This is a genomic window from Streptomyces sp. NPDC057099 (assembly GCF_042671245.1).
In the GTDB taxonomy this organism is placed as follows: domain Bacteria; phylum Actinomycetota; class Actinomycetes; order Streptomycetales; family Streptomycetaceae; genus Streptomyces; species Streptomyces purpurascens.
The window spans coordinates 267,999-282,584 of sequence record NZ_JBHUTX010000003.1; the positions used below are offsets into that span (position 1 = coordinate 267,999).

The following is a 14,586-nucleotide window of genomic DNA, read 5'->3' on the forward strand; positions in this document are numbered from 1 at the left end:
CTATCGGCCGAATAGCCCTCGCGTAGTCGCCGGCCGGTGCCGCGAGGCACCACGGAGCACCGGCCGACGGCGGACCCACAGCAGCTGCACACCTTGCACCACTGCACGAAGGGGAAGCCATGACAGCGACGACCGACGGAAGCACCGGGGCCCTGCCACCCCGCGCCGCCTCGGCCAGCGAACACGACACCGACATCCCCGCGGCGGCCGGGGTACCAGAAGCCGCCGCACGCGCCGCCCGGCGTGCCACCGACTTCCTGCTCTCCCGCCAGGACGCCGAGGGCTGGTGGAAGGGCGACCTCGAGACCAACGTCACGATGGACGCCGAGGACCTGCTGCTCCGTCAGTTCCTGGGCATCCGCGACGAGAAGACCACCCGGGCCGCGGCGCTCTTCATCCGAGGTGAGCAGCGCGACGACGGCGCCTGGGCCACCTTCTACCGCGGCCCCGGCGAGCTGTCCGCCACCATCGAGGCCTACGTCGCCCTCCGCCTTGCGGGCGACGCGCCCGACGCGCCCCACATGGCCAAGGCCTCCGCCTGGATCCGCGAGCGGGGCGGCATCGCCGCCGCCCGGGTCTTCACCCGGATCTGGCTCGCGCTGTTCGGCTGGTGGAAGTGGGAGGACCTGCCCGAACTCCCCCCGGAACTGATCTGGTTCCCGAAGTGGCTGCCGCTCAACATCTACGACTTCGGCTGCTGGGCCCGGCAGACCATCGTGCCCCTGACGATCGTCTCCGCCAAGCGGCCGGTCCGCCCCGCGCCCTTCCCGCTCGACGAGCTGCACACCGACCCGGCCACCCCGAACCCCGCCAAGCCCATCGCCCCGATGGCCAGCTGGGACGGCGCCTTCCAGCGGATGGACAAGGGCCTGCACGCCCTGCGGAAGGTCGCCCCGCGCCGGCTGCGCGGAGCCGCCATGAACAGCGCCGCCCGCTGGATCGTCGAACGGCAGGAGAACGACGGCTGCTGGGGCGGCATCCAGCCGCCCGCCGTGTACTCGATCATCGCCCTGCACCTGCTCGGCTACGACCTCCAGCACCCCGTGATGCGGGAGGGGCTGGCCTCCCTGGACCGGTTCGCCGTGTGGCGCGAGGACGGGGCCCGGATGATCGAGGCCTGCCAGTCGCCGGTCTGGGACACCTGCCTCGCCGCGATCGCGCTCGCCGACGCCGGACTGCCCGCCGACCACCCCCAGTTGGTGAAGGCCGCGGACTGGATGCTGGGCGAGGAGATCGTCAGACCCGGCGACTGGTCCGTCAAACGGCCCCAACTTCCGCCCGGCGGCTGGGCGTTCGAGTTCCACAACGACAACTACCCCGACATCGACGACACCGCCGAGGTGATCCTCGCGCTGCGCCGGATCACCCACCACGACCCGGAGCGGATCGACAAGGCCATCGCGCGCGGTCTGCGCTGGACCCTCGGCATGCAGTCGAGGAACGGCGCGTGGGCCGCCTTCGACGTCGACAACACCAGCCCGTTCCCGAACCGGCTGCCGTTCTGCGACTTCGGCGAGGTCATCGACCCGCCCTCCGCGGACGTCACCGCGCACGTCGTCGAGATGCTCGCGGTGGAAGGACTCGCCCACCACCCGCGCACCCGGCGCGGCATCGAGTGGCTGCTGGCCGAACAGGAGCCGGACGGCTCGTGGTTCGGACGCTGGGGCGTCAACTACGTCTACGGCACCGGGTCCGTCGTGCCCGCCCTGGTGGCCGCGGGCATCCCCGCCGCGCACCCGGCGATCCGGCGGGCCGTGACCTGGCTGGAGTCGGTCCAGAACGACGACGGCGGCTGGGGCGAGGACCTGCGCTCCTACCACGACGTCAAGGAGTGGAGCGGCAAGGGCGCCTCGACCGCCTCCCAGACGGCGTGGGCCCTGATGGCCCTGCTCGCGGCGGGGGAGCGGGACTCCAAGGCCGTCGAACGCGGCGTCGAATGGCTCGCCGCCACCCAGCGGGAGGACGGCTCCTGGGACGAGCCCTACTTCACGGGGACGGGCTTCCCGTGGGACTTCTCGATCAACTACCACCTCTACCGGCAGGTGTTCCCGCTCACCGCGCTCGGCCGCTACGTCCACGGGGAGCCCTTCGCCGACCGGCACCAGGGGAGCGGGGAGGCCGGGAGGCCGTACTCCAAGGCCAAGGGGAGCTGATGAGCACCCAGCCGGCCTCGGTCCCGCTGCTGATCGCCTGCGCGCTCGGCATCGAGCAGCTCGCCCTGCGCGCGGGCGACCGGGGCGGCGCCGGCGGGCGGGTCACCGTGCTGCGCACGGGCATGGGGCCGGCGGCGGCCGAGCGGTCCGTCACCCGGATGCTCGCCGAGCCGGCCCTGCGCGACGCCGCCGTCCTGGCCACCGGCTTCTGCGCGGGCCTCGCGCCCGGCATGCACCCCGGTGACCTGGTCGTCGCCGAGGAGACCCGCGACCCGCGGGGCACGACAGCCTGCGTCGGGACCGAGCTGCTGGTCAAGGAGCTGGCCCGGGCCGTACCCGGGCGGACCGTGCACACCGGGCCGCTCACCGGCTCCGACCACGTCGTACGCGGTCCCGAACGGTCCGATCTGCTCGCCACCGGCGCGATCGCGGTCGACATGGAGTCCGCCGTCACGCTCCTGAGCGCCGTGCGCGCTGGCGAGCGCCCGGTTGCGGCCGTCCGGGTGGTCGTGGACGCTCCAGAACATGAACTCGTCCGGATCGGCACGGTGCGCGGTGGAATATCAGCTTTCCGTGTCCTTCGTTCCGTCCTTCCCGCTTTCTTCGAATGGCACCGTTCCTTGCTGCTCCCCAGGAGGTGAGCCAGATGGCCATGCCGCTTCGACAGTCCATCAAGGTCGCTACATATTTGGCTGAACAGAAGCTCCGCCGACGGGACAAGTTCCCGTTGATCGTCGAGCTGGAGCCGCTGTTCGCCTGCAACCTCAAGTGCGAGGGGTGCGGCAAGATCCAGCACCCGGCCGGGGTGCTCAAGCAGCGGATGCCGGTCGCGCAGGCGGTCGGGGCGGTGCTGGAGTCCGGTGCCCCCATGGTGTCCATCGCCGGTGGCGAGCCGCTGATGCACCCGCAGATCGACGAGATCGTGCGGCAGCTGGTGGCCAGGCGGAAGTACGTCTTCCTCTGCACCAACGCGCTGCTCATGCGCAAGAAGATGGACAAGTTCAAGCCCTCCCCCTATTTCGCCTTCGCGGTGCACATCGACGGGCTGCGCGAGCGGCACGACGAGTCGGTGGCGAAGGAGGGCGTCTTCGACGAGGCCGTGGAGGCCATCAAGGAGGCCAAGCGGCGCGGCTTCCGGGTGACCACCAACTCGACCTTCTTCAACACCGACACCCCGCAGACCATCATCGAGGTGCTGAACTTCCTCAACGACGACCTCCAGGTCGACGAGATGATGATCTCGCCCGCCTATGCCTACGAGAAGGCCCCCGACCAGGAGCACTTCCTCGGCGTGGACCAGACCCGCGAGCTGTTCAAGAAGGCCTTCGCGGGCGGCAACCGGCGGCGCTGGCGGCTCAACCACTCCCCGCTCTTCCTGGACTTCCTGGAGGGCAAGGTCGACTTCCCGTGCACCGCGTGGGCGATCCCGAACTACTCGCTGTTCGGCTGGCAGCGCCCCTGCTACCTGATGAGCGACGGGTATGTGCCGACGTACCGGGAGCTGGTCGAGGACACCGACTGGGACAAGTACGGCCGCGGCAAGGACCCGCGCTGCGCCAACTGCATGGCGCACTGCGGCTACGAGCCCACCGCCGTGCTCGCCACCATGGGATCGCTGAAGGAGTCCCTGCGCGCCCTGCGCGAGACGGTCTCCGGGAATCGGGAGCAGATGCCATGACCGCCATTTCGCTGGGTGTCCCCGAGGTGCCGGCCCGGCCGATCGCGGAGCGGCGCGTGTCGCGCCGCATCCAGGTCGGTCCGGTGGCGGTCGGGGGCGGGGCCCCGGTGTCGGTGCAGTCGATGACGACGACCCGTACGTCGGACATCGGCGCCACCCTGCAGCAGATCGCCGAACTCACCGCGTCCGGCTGCCAGATCGTCCGGGTCGCCTGCCCGACCCAGGACGACGCGGACGCGCTCGCGACCATCGCCCGCAAGTCGCAGATCCCCGTGATCGCGGACATCCACTTCCAGCCGAAGTACGTGTTCGCGGCGATCGAGGCGGGCTGCGCGGCCGTCCGCGTCAATCCCGGCAACATCAAGCAGTTCGACGACCGGATCAAGGAGATCGCGCAGGCCGCAAAGGACCACGGCACTCCGATCCGGATCGGCGTCAACGCCGGGTCGCTGGACCGGCGCCTCCTCCAGAAGTACGGCAGGGCGACCCCGGAGGCGCTGGTGGAGAGCGCGCTGTGGGAGGCCTCGCTGTTCGAGGAGCACGGCTTCCGGGACGTCAAGATCTCCGTCAAGCACAACGACCCGGTCGTGATGATCGAGGCGTACCGGCAGCTCGCCGAGCAGTGCGACTACCCGTTGCACCTGGGGGTGACGGAGGCGGGCCCGGCGTTCCAGGGCACGATCAAGTCGGCGGTGGCGTTCGGCGCGCTGCTGTCCCGGGGCATCGGCGACACGATCCGGGTGTCGCTGTCGGCGCCGCCGGCCGAGGAGGTCAAGGTCGGCATCCAGATCCTGCAGTCCCTGGGCCTCAGGGAGCGCAGGCTGGAGATCGTCTCCTGTCCGTCCTGCGGACGCGCCCAGGTCGATGTCTACAAGCTCGCCGACGAGGTCACGGCCGGACTCGAGGGCATGGAAGTGCCGCTGCGGGTCGCCGTCATGGGGTGTGTGGTCAACGGACCCGGCGAGGCGCGGGAGGCCGATCTGGGGGTGGCCTCCGGCAACGGCAAGGGGCAGATCTTCGTCAAGGGCGAGGTCATCAAGACCGTCCCCGAGTCGAAGATCGTCGAGACGCTGATCGAAGAGGCGATGAAGATCGCCGAGCAGATGGAGCAGGACGGCACGGGGCCGGGGGAGCCCGCAGTCACCGTGAGCTGAGCAGCACGGAATTCGAAGGGGGCCCGACGTGACGATTCTGGAGAGCATCCGGGGACCACGCGATCTGAAGGCGCTGTCCGAGGCGGAACTCGGTGAACTGTCCGACGAGATCAGGGAGTTCCTGGTGCACGCGGTCGCCAGGACCGGTGGCCATCTGGGACCCAATCTGGGCGTGGTGGAGCTCACCGTGGCCCTGCACCGGGTCTTCGAGTCACCGGTCGACCGCATCCTGTGGGACACCGGCCACCAGAGCTATGTCCACAAGCTTCTGACGGGACGGCAGGACTTCTCCAAACTGCGCGGCAAGGGCGGCCTGTCCGGCTACCCCTCGCGTGAGGAGTCCGAGCACGACGTCATCGAGAACAGCCACGCCTCCACGGCCCTCGGCTGGGCCGACGGACTCGCCAAGGCCCGCCAGGTACAGGGGGAGAAGGGCCATGTCGTCGCGGTCATCGGCGACGGCGCCCTGACCGGCGGCATGGCCTGGGAGGCCCTGAACAACATCGCGGCCGCCAAGAACCGGCCGCTGATCATCGTCGTCAACGACAACGAACGCTCCTACGCCCCCACCATCGGCGGCCTCGCCAACCACCTCGCGACCCTGCGCACGACCGACGGCTACGAGCGGGTCCTGGCCTGGGGCAAGGACGTGCTCCAGGGCACGCCCCTGGTCGGCCACACCCTCTACGAGGCCCTGCACGGCGCGAAGAAGGGCTTCAAGGACGCCTTCGCCCCGCAGGGCCTGTTCGAGGACCTGGGCCTGAAGTACGTCGGCCCGATCGACGGGCACGCCATCGGGGCCGTGGAGTCCGCCCTGCGGCGCGCGAAACGCTTCCACGGGCCGGTCCTCGTCCACTGCCTCACCGAGAAGGGCCGCGGCTACGAACCCGCCCTCGCCCACGAGGAGGACCACTTCCACACCGTCGGCGTCATGGACCCGCTGACCTGCGCGCCGCTCTCACCGGCGGGCGGCCCCTCCTGGACCTCCGTGTTCGGCGAGGAGATCGTCAGGATCGGCGAGGAGCGGGACGACGTGGTGGCGATCACCGCCGCCATGCTGCATCCGGTCGGCCTCGGCACCTTCGCCGAGCGGTTCCCGGACCGGGTGTGGGACGTCGGCATCGCCGAGCAGCACGCGGCCGTGTCCGCGGCGGGCCTGGCGACGGGCGGACTGCACCCGGTCGTCGCCGTCTACGCCACCTTCCTCAACCGCGCCTTCGACCAGCTCCTGATGGACGTCGCCCTGCACCGCTGCGGGGTGACCTTCGTCCTGGACCGGGCCGGGGTCACCGGCGTCGACGGGGCCTCCCACAACGGCATGTGGGACCTGTCCGTCCTTCAGGTCGTCCCCGGCCTGCGGATCGCCGCGCCGCGCGACGCCGACCAACTACGGCTCCAGTTGCGCGAGGCGGTCGCCGTCGACGACGCCCCGACCCTGCTGCGCTTCCCGAAGGAGTCCGTCGGCCCGTCGGTCCCGGCGCTCGACCGGGTGGGCGGACTGGACGTGCTGCACCGTGCCCCGGAGCCTGAGGTGCTCCTGGTGGCCGTGGGCGTGATGGCGCCCGTCTGCCTCCAGACCGCCGACCTGCTCGAAGCCCGCGGCATCGGCTGCACCGTCGTCGACCCCCGCTGGGTCAAGCCCGTCGACCCGGCGCTCCCGGGCCTCGCCGCCGCACACCGCCTGGTCGCCGTCGTCGAGGACAACAGCCGCGCGGCCGGGGTCGGCTCGGCCGTGGCGCTGGCCCTCGGCGACGCCGACGTCGACGTACCGGTACGGCGTTTCGGCATCCCGGAGCAGTTCCTCGCGCACGCCAAGCGCGGCGAGGTGCTCGCCGACATCGGCCTGACACCCGTCGAGATCGCCGGACGGATCAGCGCGAGCCTGGCCGTCAAGCAAGAGCTGTCCAAGGAGCCACTGGAATGACAACCGCCGAGTCCGCGTCGGAGTCGTCGCAGGCCGGGGAGTTCGACCTCGGCAAGCTGCTGGCCGAGCGCGCGGCCGAGCGCTACGAGCTGCACACCCGGTACCTCAACCACCAGCTCCCGCGCATGCTGCACACCATCGGCTTCGACAAGGTCTACGAGCGCGCCGAGGGCGCCTACTTCTACGACGCGGACGGCAACGACTACCTCGACATGCTCGCCGGGTTCGGGGTGATGGGCATCGGCCGCCACCACCCCGTCGTCCGCAAGGCCCTGCACGACGTCCTGGACGCGCGGCTCGCCGACCTCACCCGCTTCGACTGCCAGCCGCTGCCCGGCCTGCTCGCCGAGAAGCTGCTCGCGCACAGCCCGCACCTGGACCGGGTGTTCTTCGGCAACAGCGGCACGGAGGCGGTCGAGGGAGCGCTGAAGTTCGCCCGGTTCGTCACCGGCAGGCCCAGGGTCCTGTACTGCGCGCACGCCTTCCACGGCCTGACCACCGGCTCCCTCTCCGTGAACGGCGAGTCCGGCTTCCGCGACGGCTTCGCCCCGCTGCTGCCCGACACGGCCGTACCGCTCGGCGACCTCGACGCGCTGGCACGGGAGCTGAAGAAGGGCGACGTCGCCGCCCTGATCGTCGAGCCGATCCAGGGCAAGGGCGTGCTGGCGGCCCCGCCCGGCTATCTGCTCGCCGCGCAGGAGCTGCTGCACCGGCACAAGGCGCTGCTCATCGCCGACGAGGTGCAGACCGGCCTCGGCCGCACCGGCGACTTCTACGGCTACCAGCACGAGGACGGCGTGGAACCCGACCTCGTGTGCGTGGCCAAGGCCCTCTCCGGCGGCTATGTACCGGTCGGCGCCACGCTCGGCAAGGACTGGATCTTCAAGAAGGTCTACTCGTCCATGGACCGGGTCCTGGTCCACTCGGCGAGCTTCGGCTCCAACGCGCAGGCCATGGCGGCGGGCCTGGCCGTGCTGTCGGTGATGGAGAACGAGCAGGTCGTGGCCAATGTCCGGGCCACTGGCGAGCGGCTGAGGTCCCGGCTGGCGGCACTGACGGACCGGTACGAGATGCTCGCCGACGTCCGCGGCCGGGGCCTGATGATCGGCATCGAGTTCGGCCGGCCGAAGTCGCTGAAGCTGCGCGGCCGCTGGGCCATGCTCCAGGCCGCGCGCAAGGGACTGTTCGCGCAGATGGTCGTCGTGCCGCTGCTCCAGCGGCACCGGATCCTCACCCAGGTCTCCGGCGACCACATGGAGGTGATCAAGCTGATCCCGCCGCTGATCATCGGCGAGCGGGAGGTGGACCGCTTCGTCGACGCCTTCACCGCCGTGATGGACGACGCGCACGACGGCGGTCTGGTGTGGGACTTCGGGAAGACCTTGGTCAAGCAGGCGGTGGCCAACCGGTAAGCGTTGCTTCGTGGGTTTGCCTCTGAGGCAAGAAATTTGCCGGTGAGGCAAGCCTCCGGCTGAATGGAGCCATGAGCTCCTCCGAACAGCCTGATGCGCTGCCCGCCGTAGCCCCGCAGCTGCGCGCGCTGCGGCGCCAGGCCTCCCTGACGCTGGAGGCCGCGGCCCGTGCCGCCGGGCTGTCGCCCGCCCACCTCTCCCGTCTGGAGACCGGACAGCGCCAGCCCTCGCTGCCGATGCTGCTCGCGCTGGCCCGCGTCTACGGTACGACCGTCTCCGAACTGCTCGGTGAGACGGTCGCCGGCCGGGACGCCGTAGTCCGCGCCGCCGACATGGAACCGACCACGGCGGGCGGCTGGACGTACTGGCAGGCCGGCGCCTCCGGGCGCGGGATGCAGGCTCTGCGCGTCCATGTGCCGTACGGCTCCCAGGGCGACATCGTGCGCGTCCACCCGGGCGAGGAGTGGCTCCATGTGCTGCGGGGCCGGCTGCGGCTGCGCCTCGGGGACGCCACCCACCGGCTGGCGCCCGGCGACAGCGCCCACTTCGACTCGCTCACCCCGCACCGGATCGCCGCCGAGGACCAGGACGGCGTCGAGCTGCTGTTCGTCCACACCCTGATGCAGAGCCCGACGGCCACCCTGTGCCTCGGCCCCACCCCTGGAGAGACGCCATGAGCGACATGGAGGAGAAATTCCCGCGCGCCCTGTGGGTGCGGCTGTTCGTCTACCTCGTGATGGGGCATGTCTTCGCCGCGTTCGTCTATTTCCTCTTCGAGGCGGGGGCCCGCTAGTCCCGTTCGGTCCCGTTCCTCAGTCGAGGAGCCGGTCGCGCAGGCGCTCGCGGGTCTCCGGAGAGAGGTCGAGCCCCTTCTCCAGGTAGGTGTCGACGCCGCCCCAGGTCTCCTCGATGGTGTCGAAGGCAGTCGTCAGGTACTCGGCGCGCGCGTCGAACAGGGGGCTGAGCAGCTCCATGACCTCGGGAGAGTAGGCCGAGTCGGCGGAGCCGCTGCGCCGCACCTTGTAGCGGCGGTGCTTTTCGTTCGACTTCAGGTAGTCCTCGACGATCGCCTCGCGCTCGACGCCCACCGCGAGCAGCGTCACCGCGACCGACAGGCCCGCGCGGTCCTTGCCCGCCGCGCAGTGCATCAGCGCGGGGACGCTGTCCTCGGCGAGCGCGTGCAGCACCTTCGAGTGCTCGGCGGTGCGGTGCTTGATGATCGTGCGGTAGGACGCGATCATCCGGCCCGCGCCCTTGCCGTCCGAGAGGATCGCCCGCAGCTGCTCCAGGTCGCCGTCGCGGACCAGCTTCCAGAACTCGGCGCCGTCGGCGGGGTCGCTCAGCGGCAGGTTCACATTGCGCACGCCCGGCAGCTCGACGTCCGGCCCCTCGAGCTTCTGGTCGGCCTCGTTGCGGAAGTCGAAGATCGTGTGCAGGCCCAGGCCGGTCAGGAAGGCGGCGTCCTCACCGGTCGCGTGCGCGAGATGGCCGCTGCGGAACAGCACTCCCTGGCGCACCCGCCGACCGTCCACGGTCGGCAGTCCGCCCACATCACGGAAGTTGCGCACTGCGGCCAGCTCGGGTTCGGTCGACGGGACCTGCTGCGTCACGGGGGCTCCTCCCACACGGCGCCGTCGGCGCGGCTCGTCGACGGGCACCACTCGACGATACGACATGCCTGCCAGGGGCAATGAGTTGTCCACAGGCGTTGCCGGAAGCCCCCGCAGCCCTTGATGATGTTCGTGCCTGGTCGCACCTGGTCGGGCTTGTTCGAATCTGTGAGGGCTTGATGCTGGAGATCTCCGAAGACGGTCGTACATGGGTGCTCTCGGGGCCGGCCAGCAGTTACGCCGTCCATGTCACCGACCGGGACGAACTGCTGCACCTGCACTGGGGCGCCCGGATCGGCCTCGCCGACGCCGAGGCGCTGGCCGTCCGGCCGCTGCCGGACTACTGGGCCTTCGAGTCTCCGCTCGACGGACGCGAGGAGTACCCGGTCGAGGGCGGCCCCCGCTTCACCCGCCCCGCCCTGTCCGTGCGCACCGCCGAGCGGCGCGGCACCGAGTGGACCTACGAGGGGCATGACGCCGAGAACGCCGAGAACGCCGAGGACGGCGAGCTGCGGCTCCGCTTCCGCGACGGCGACCTCGCCGTCACGCTGCACTACCGGATGCGCTCCTCGGCCGATGTCGTCGAGCGCTGGGTGACCCTGGAGAACCACGGACCGTCCGTCGAGGTGCTGCGCGCCGACTCCGCCACCTGGACCCTGCCCGACCGCGACACCTGGCGGCTGTCCCAGCTGCACGGCCGCTGGGGCGCCGAGTCCCGGCTGACGCGCTCGACCCTCACCTACGGCGAGAAGATCATCGGCAGCCGTCGCGGCCACACCTCCCACCAGCATCTGCCGTGGGTCGCGCTCGACACCGACGCGACCGAGGAGCGCGGGGAGGTCTACGGCTGCGCCCTGGGCTGGTCCGGGTCCTGGCGGATGGCGGTGGCCCAACTCCCCGACGCGCGCGTGCAGATCACCGGCGGGGCCGGGTACGACGACTCGGGCCTGCTGACGCTGGGCACGGGCGAGTCGTACACGACCCCCGTCTTCGCCGGTCTCTGGAGCGACGGCGGCTTCGGCGGGGCGAGCCGCGCCTGGCACGCGTACCAGCGGACCCACGTCGTCCCGGACGCGGACCGGGACCGCCCGGTGCTGTTCAACTCCTGGGAGGCCACCGAGTTCGACATCTCCGAGGAGCAGCAGCGGGCGCTCGCCGAGCGGGCCGCCGGCATGGGCGTGGAGCTGTTCGTGGTCGACGACGGCTGGTTCGGGTCCCGGACCAGCGACCGGGCCGGGCTCGGTGACTGGACGCCCAACCCCGACCGCTTCCCGGGCGGGCTGAAGCCGCTCGCCGACCATGTGCACGGCCTCGGTATGCGGTTCGGGATCTGGGTCGAGCCGGAGATGGTCAACGCGGACAGCGACCTGTACCGCGCGCACCCCGACTGGGTGCAGTACCAACCGGGACGAAAGCGGACGGAATTCCGCAATCAGCTCGTGCTGAACCTCGCCCGCGAGGACGTCCAGGAGTATCTGTGGGAGCAGCTCGACGGGCTGCTCTCCAGCGCGCCGATCGACTACGTCAAGTGGGACTTCAACCGCTGCTTCAGCGACGCCGGGTGGCCGGACGACCCCTACCCGCAGCGGCTCTGGGTCGACCACGTCCGCGCCCTGTACGCCCTGCTGGACCGGCTGCGGGCGGCCCACCCCGGGGTGGCCTTCGAGTCCTGCTCGGGCGGCGGCGGCCGGATCGACCTCGGGGTGCTGGGCCGCACGGACCAGGTGTGGACCTCCGACAACACCGACCCGCTCGACCGGCTCGCCATCCAGCACGGCTTCAGCCAGATCCATCCGGCCCGGGTCATGGCCGCCTGGGTCACCGACAGCCCGAACGCCATGCTCAACCAGCGGGCCAGCTCCCTGCGGTTCCGGTTCGTCAGTGCCATGGCCGGGGTGCTCGGGGTGGGCGGCGACCTCACGCGCTGGACGGCGGAGGAGCTCGCCGAGGCGCGGCAGTGGGTGGGGCTCTACAAGGAGATCCGGCCCGTGGTGCAGCGCGGCGACCTGTACCGGCTGCGGCCCCCGGAGGGCGGCCTGAGCGCGGTGCAGTACGTCCTCGGCGACGAGGCCGTCGTCCTGGCCTGGCTCCAGGCGCAGCGCTACGGCGAGCCCGTTCCGGCGCTCCGGCTGCGGGGCCTCGACCCGACAGCAACGTACGAATGCCTCGAAACGGGCGAAGTTCACCGAGGGGCCGTACTGGCACATCACGGGCTGCGGGTCGGTCTGCGCGGGGACCTGGATGCCGCGGTCGTCCGCCTTAAGCGCAAGTAGTCGTTCTGTCCGAATAAGGCGAATAAGGCACTTCAGGTGTTTCGGCATAACGTGCCCCGATCGTAAAGGAGATGAGGTCGGGGTGCGTGACCATCGTCATATTCGTGACGATGTGTTGTCGTCATGTTCACGTAATTCTTGCGTTATTCAGGGGCATTGAGGGGAAGCAGAGATCGGAAATCCACGCTCGGTGACGGGAAATGTGCCGACGCGTCAAGAAAAACACCCTCACAGGCAACCGCAAGCTTGTCCCATTGCGTCTCGGTCGCTTACGTTCCACACCAATCCGGACGGACGCCTAATCCTGCCGCCGCCCGGAGCCCGCACACACTCACCCGTGTATGGCAGGAGCGGGGGACCCACAGGTACGACGCCTGTTCCGGTTCCCGGAACGGCTTGGGGTTCAGCCGCACTTCGGCGCGGCCGGGCATCTCCAGCCCGCACCCGACAGCTCACCTCGCAGGCGCCGGAGAGGAATCCGCCATGCCCGCGAAGGGTAAGCACCGCCGCCCGAAGTCCCAGCGTTTCACCCGCTCCATAGCCGTCGCCGGAACCGGCGGGGCCGCCCTCGCCCTTCCGCTCATGGGTGCCGCCGGCGCCCACGCCGCGACCCCGCAGTCGGCTCCGGAAAAGGCCGTCCAGTCCGCTCCGGCCGCTGAGAAGAAGGCCGCCGAAAAGGCCACGGGCGCCCACACGTACACCGTGAAGGCCGGCGACTATCTCGCGAAGATCGCCGACGACCAGAACGTCAGCGGCGGCTGGAAGAAGCTCTACGACGACAACCGTGACGTGGTCGGCTCCGACCCGTCGCTGATCCACCCAGGTCTCGAGCTCTCGGTCGGCGACAAGGCGGCGAGCGCGCCCAAGACGCAGTCGTCCGCGCCGAAGGCGGCCGAGAAGCCGAAGGCGTCGGCCGAGAAGTCGTCCGCCGTCGAGTCGTCCTCCAAGGCCGACACCGCCGCGAAGCCGGCCGCCGCCAAGCCGGCCGCCGAGGCCTCCGGCTTCAGCCTCCCGGTGGACGGCGCCGCCGTCGGCACCCCGTACCACATGTCCGGCAGCATGTGGTCCAGCGGCTACCACACCGGTGTCGACTTCGTCGTCCCGACCGGCACCTCGCTCAAGGCCGTCGGCGCGGGCACGGTCGTCTCCGCCGGCTGGGGCGGCGCGTACGGCAACCAGGTCGTCATCCAGCTCGAGGACGGCAAGTACGCGCAGTACGCCCACCTGTCCCAGCTCTCCGTCTCGGCCGGCCAGACCGTGACGGCCGGGCAGCAGATCGGTCTGTCCGGTGCGACCGGCAACGTGACCGGGCCGCACCTGCACTTCGAGATCCGCACCTCGCCCGACTACGGCTCGGACGTGGACCCGGTCGCCTACCTGCGCTCGCACGGCGTCTCCGTGGGCTGACCGATCGCACGACACCTGCCTGACACGCGGCCGAAGGCCGGACCCCGATCCCCGGGTCCGGCCTTCGGTGTGTGCGGCCGTCGATCGCCTTTCGCCTCAAGGGCCTCAAGGGATCGACAGGAAGCGGCAGTTGGGACACAGTGATCCCGTCGTGAGTGCAAGCGCTTTCTGAAGGAGCTGTGTCCCGTGCCGACCACCCGGAGAACGTTCGGAGCCCTGGCGGCCGGAGCCGCCCTGGCCGCCCTCGCCCCGACGGCGACCGCGAACGCCGCGCCCCGTCACCGCCGCCTGATCGCCCACGACGACTTCTGCCACGGCCTCGCCCAGTGGGCGACCGAACTCCAGGGCGGCGGCACGGTCACCGCCTCCCGCGGCGTCCTGGACATCGACGTGCCGAGCGGAGCGACCGTCTGGTTCCGGCGTCGCCTCGAAGGGCCGTACGTCCTCGAGTACACCGCCACGCCCGTCTCCGAGGGCGGGGTGAACGACCGGGTCTCGGACCTCAACAACTTCTGGAACGCGACCGACGTCCGCTCCCCGGGCGACCTCTTCGCGACGCCGCGTGGCGGGGCGCTGGAGGAGTACGACCACCTGACGACGTACTACGCCGGGTTCGGCGCCAACTACAACACCACGACCCGGCTGCGGCGTTACGTCGGCCAGGCCGGTGTGCGCCCCTTGGTCTACGACTACACCGAGCCGCTGCTGGTCCCGGGCGAGCCGAACCGGGTCCGGATCGTCTCCGACGGGTCGACGGTGCGCTGGTGGAACAACGGGCGGCTCGTCTTCGACTACACCGACCCGCAGCCGTACACGAGCGGGCACTTCGCCTTCCGGACCGTGTGGAGCCACTTCCGGATCACGGGCTTCCGGGTCTGGCGACTGACCCCGCAACATCCCTGAAGGGTGGCCTATTCCGGAGTTGGCGAACACTTTAGGAGTGGCTTATCTCACCGCCCGTCAACCCCTGCCTAC

At 70.6% G+C, this 14,586-nt stretch carries 12 protein-coding genes and 1 riboswitch; of the genes, 11 read left to right on the forward strand and 1 reads right to left on the reverse strand.

Translation table 11 applies throughout. The features are described from left to right. The first annotated feature begins 119 nt into the window (after positions 1–119). The 8 genes from shc (at position 120) to ACFT4A_RS05905 (ending at position 9,114) form a co-directional block, all read left to right on the forward strand. Positions 120–2,153, forward strand: coding sequence for a squalene--hopene cyclase (shc, locus tag ACFT4A_RS05870; RefSeq protein WP_382826322.1), 2,034 nt, complete (start codon positions 120–122; stop codon positions 2,151–2,153). Further along, positions 2,153–2,794, forward strand: coding sequence for a 1-hydroxy-2-methyl-2-butenyl 4-diphosphate reductase (locus tag ACFT4A_RS05875; RefSeq protein WP_382826324.1), 642 nt, complete (start codon positions 2,153–2,155; stop codon positions 2,792–2,794). The genes shc and ACFT4A_RS05875 overlap by 1 nt, the downstream gene beginning before the upstream one ends. Positions 2,795–2,799: 5 nt before the next feature. Beyond that, complete coding sequence (gene hpnH / locus ACFT4A_RS05880; protein WP_382826325.1) at positions 2,800–3,831, forward strand: adenosyl-hopene transferase HpnH; 1,032 nt, start codon at positions 2,800–2,802, stop codon at positions 3,829–3,831. Further along, a complete protein-coding gene (gene ispG / locus ACFT4A_RS05885) occupies positions 3,828–4,985 on the forward strand; it encodes a flavodoxin-dependent (E)-4-hydroxy-3-methylbut-2-enyl-diphosphate synthase (protein ID WP_382826326.1) in 1,158 nt (385 codons plus the stop codon). Before hpnH ends, ispG begins: the two co-directional genes overlap by 4 nt. 28 nt (positions 4,986–5,013) lie before the next feature. Continuing rightward, positions 5,014–6,909, forward strand: coding sequence for a 1-deoxy-D-xylulose-5-phosphate synthase (gene dxs / locus ACFT4A_RS05890; protein ID WP_382826327.1), 1,896 nt, complete (start codon positions 5,014–5,016; stop codon positions 6,907–6,909). Then, positions 6,906–8,321 (forward strand): aspartate aminotransferase family protein, encoded by a 1,416-nt coding sequence (locus ACFT4A_RS05895; protein ID WP_382826329.1) that lies wholly within the window; start codon positions 6,906–6,908, stop codon positions 8,319–8,321. Before dxs ends, ACFT4A_RS05895 begins: the two co-directional genes overlap by 4 nt. A 71-nt stretch (positions 8,322–8,392) precedes the next feature. After that, positions 8,393–8,998: a helix-turn-helix domain-containing protein gene (locus ACFT4A_RS05900; RefSeq protein ID WP_382826330.1), complete on the forward strand. Its 606-nt coding sequence runs from the start codon at positions 8,393–8,395 to the stop codon at positions 8,996–8,998. Beyond that, complete coding sequence (locus ACFT4A_RS05905; protein WP_190050455.1) at positions 8,995–9,114, forward strand: DUF6126 family protein; 120 nt, start codon at positions 8,995–8,997, stop codon at positions 9,112–9,114. The genes ACFT4A_RS05900 and ACFT4A_RS05905 overlap by 4 nt, the downstream gene beginning before the upstream one ends. Before the next feature lie 19 nt (positions 9,115–9,133). Here ACFT4A_RS05905 and ACFT4A_RS05910 read toward each other — a convergent pair whose 3' ends face one another. After that, the gene (locus ACFT4A_RS05910) at positions 9,134–9,931 is read right to left on the reverse strand and encodes a tyrosine-protein phosphatase (protein ID WP_382826332.1); all 798 of its coding nucleotides are present in this window, start codon (positions 9,929–9,931) and stop codon (positions 9,134–9,136) included. A 179-nt stretch (positions 9,932–10,110) separates the two neighbouring features. Between ACFT4A_RS05910 and ACFT4A_RS05915 the strand changes: the two genes are divergently transcribed. The 3 genes from ACFT4A_RS05915 to ACFT4A_RS05925 all read left to right on the forward strand — a co-directional run bounded on the left by ACFT4A_RS05915 (position 10,111) and on the right by ACFT4A_RS05925 (position 14,514). Then, positions 10,111–12,204, forward strand: a complete 2,094-nt coding sequence (locus ACFT4A_RS05915; protein WP_382826333.1) for an alpha-galactosidase — start codon at positions 10,111–10,113, stop codon at positions 12,202–12,204. A 322-nt stretch (positions 12,205–12,526) separates the two neighbouring features. Next, a riboswitch (cyclic di-AMP (ydaO/yuaA leader) is annotated at positions 12,527–12,683 on the forward strand. 4 nt (positions 12,684–12,687) lie between these two features. Next, complete coding sequence (locus ACFT4A_RS05920; protein ID WP_382826334.1) at positions 12,688–13,611, forward strand: peptidoglycan DD-metalloendopeptidase family protein; 924 nt, start codon at positions 12,688–12,690, stop codon at positions 13,609–13,611. A gap of 186 nt (positions 13,612–13,797) precedes the next feature. Further along, entirely contained in the window at positions 13,798–14,514 is a 717-nt protein-coding gene (locus tag ACFT4A_RS05925) for a DUF6250 domain-containing protein (protein ID WP_382826335.1), read from the forward strand. Positions 14,515–14,586 lie beyond the last annotated feature (72 nt).

Bases quoted from the DNA above. Each gene is read 5' to 3' on its own strand.
- shc (WP_382826322.1), top strand. From the start codon at position 120: ATGACAGCGACGACCGACGGAAGCACCGGGGCCCTGCCACCCCGCGCC.
- ACFT4A_RS05875 (WP_382826324.1), top strand. From the start codon at position 2,153: ATGAGCACCCAGCCGGCCTCGGTCCCGCTGCTGATCGCCTGCGCGCTC.
- hpnH (WP_382826325.1), top strand. From the start codon at position 2,800: ATGGCCATGCCGCTTCGACAGTCCATCAAGGTCGCTACATATTTGGCT.
- ispG (WP_382826326.1), top strand. From the start codon at position 3,828: ATGACCGCCATTTCGCTGGGTGTCCCCGAGGTGCCGGCCCGGCCGATC.
- ACFT4A_RS05895 (WP_382826329.1), top strand. From the start codon at position 6,906: ATGACAACCGCCGAGTCCGCGTCGGAGTCGTCGCAGGCCGGGGAGTTC.
- ACFT4A_RS05900 (WP_382826330.1), top strand. From the start codon at position 8,393: ATGAGCTCCTCCGAACAGCCTGATGCGCTGCCCGCCGTAGCCCCGCAG.
- ACFT4A_RS05905 (WP_190050455.1), top strand. From the start codon at position 8,995: ATGAGCGACATGGAGGAGAAATTCCCGCGCGCCCTGTGGGTGCGGCTG.
- ACFT4A_RS05915 (WP_382826333.1), top strand. From the start codon at position 10,111: ATGCTGGAGATCTCCGAAGACGGTCGTACATGGGTGCTCTCGGGGCCG.
- ACFT4A_RS05920 (WP_382826334.1), top strand. From the start codon at position 12,688: ATGCCCGCGAAGGGTAAGCACCGCCGCCCGAAGTCCCAGCGTTTCACC.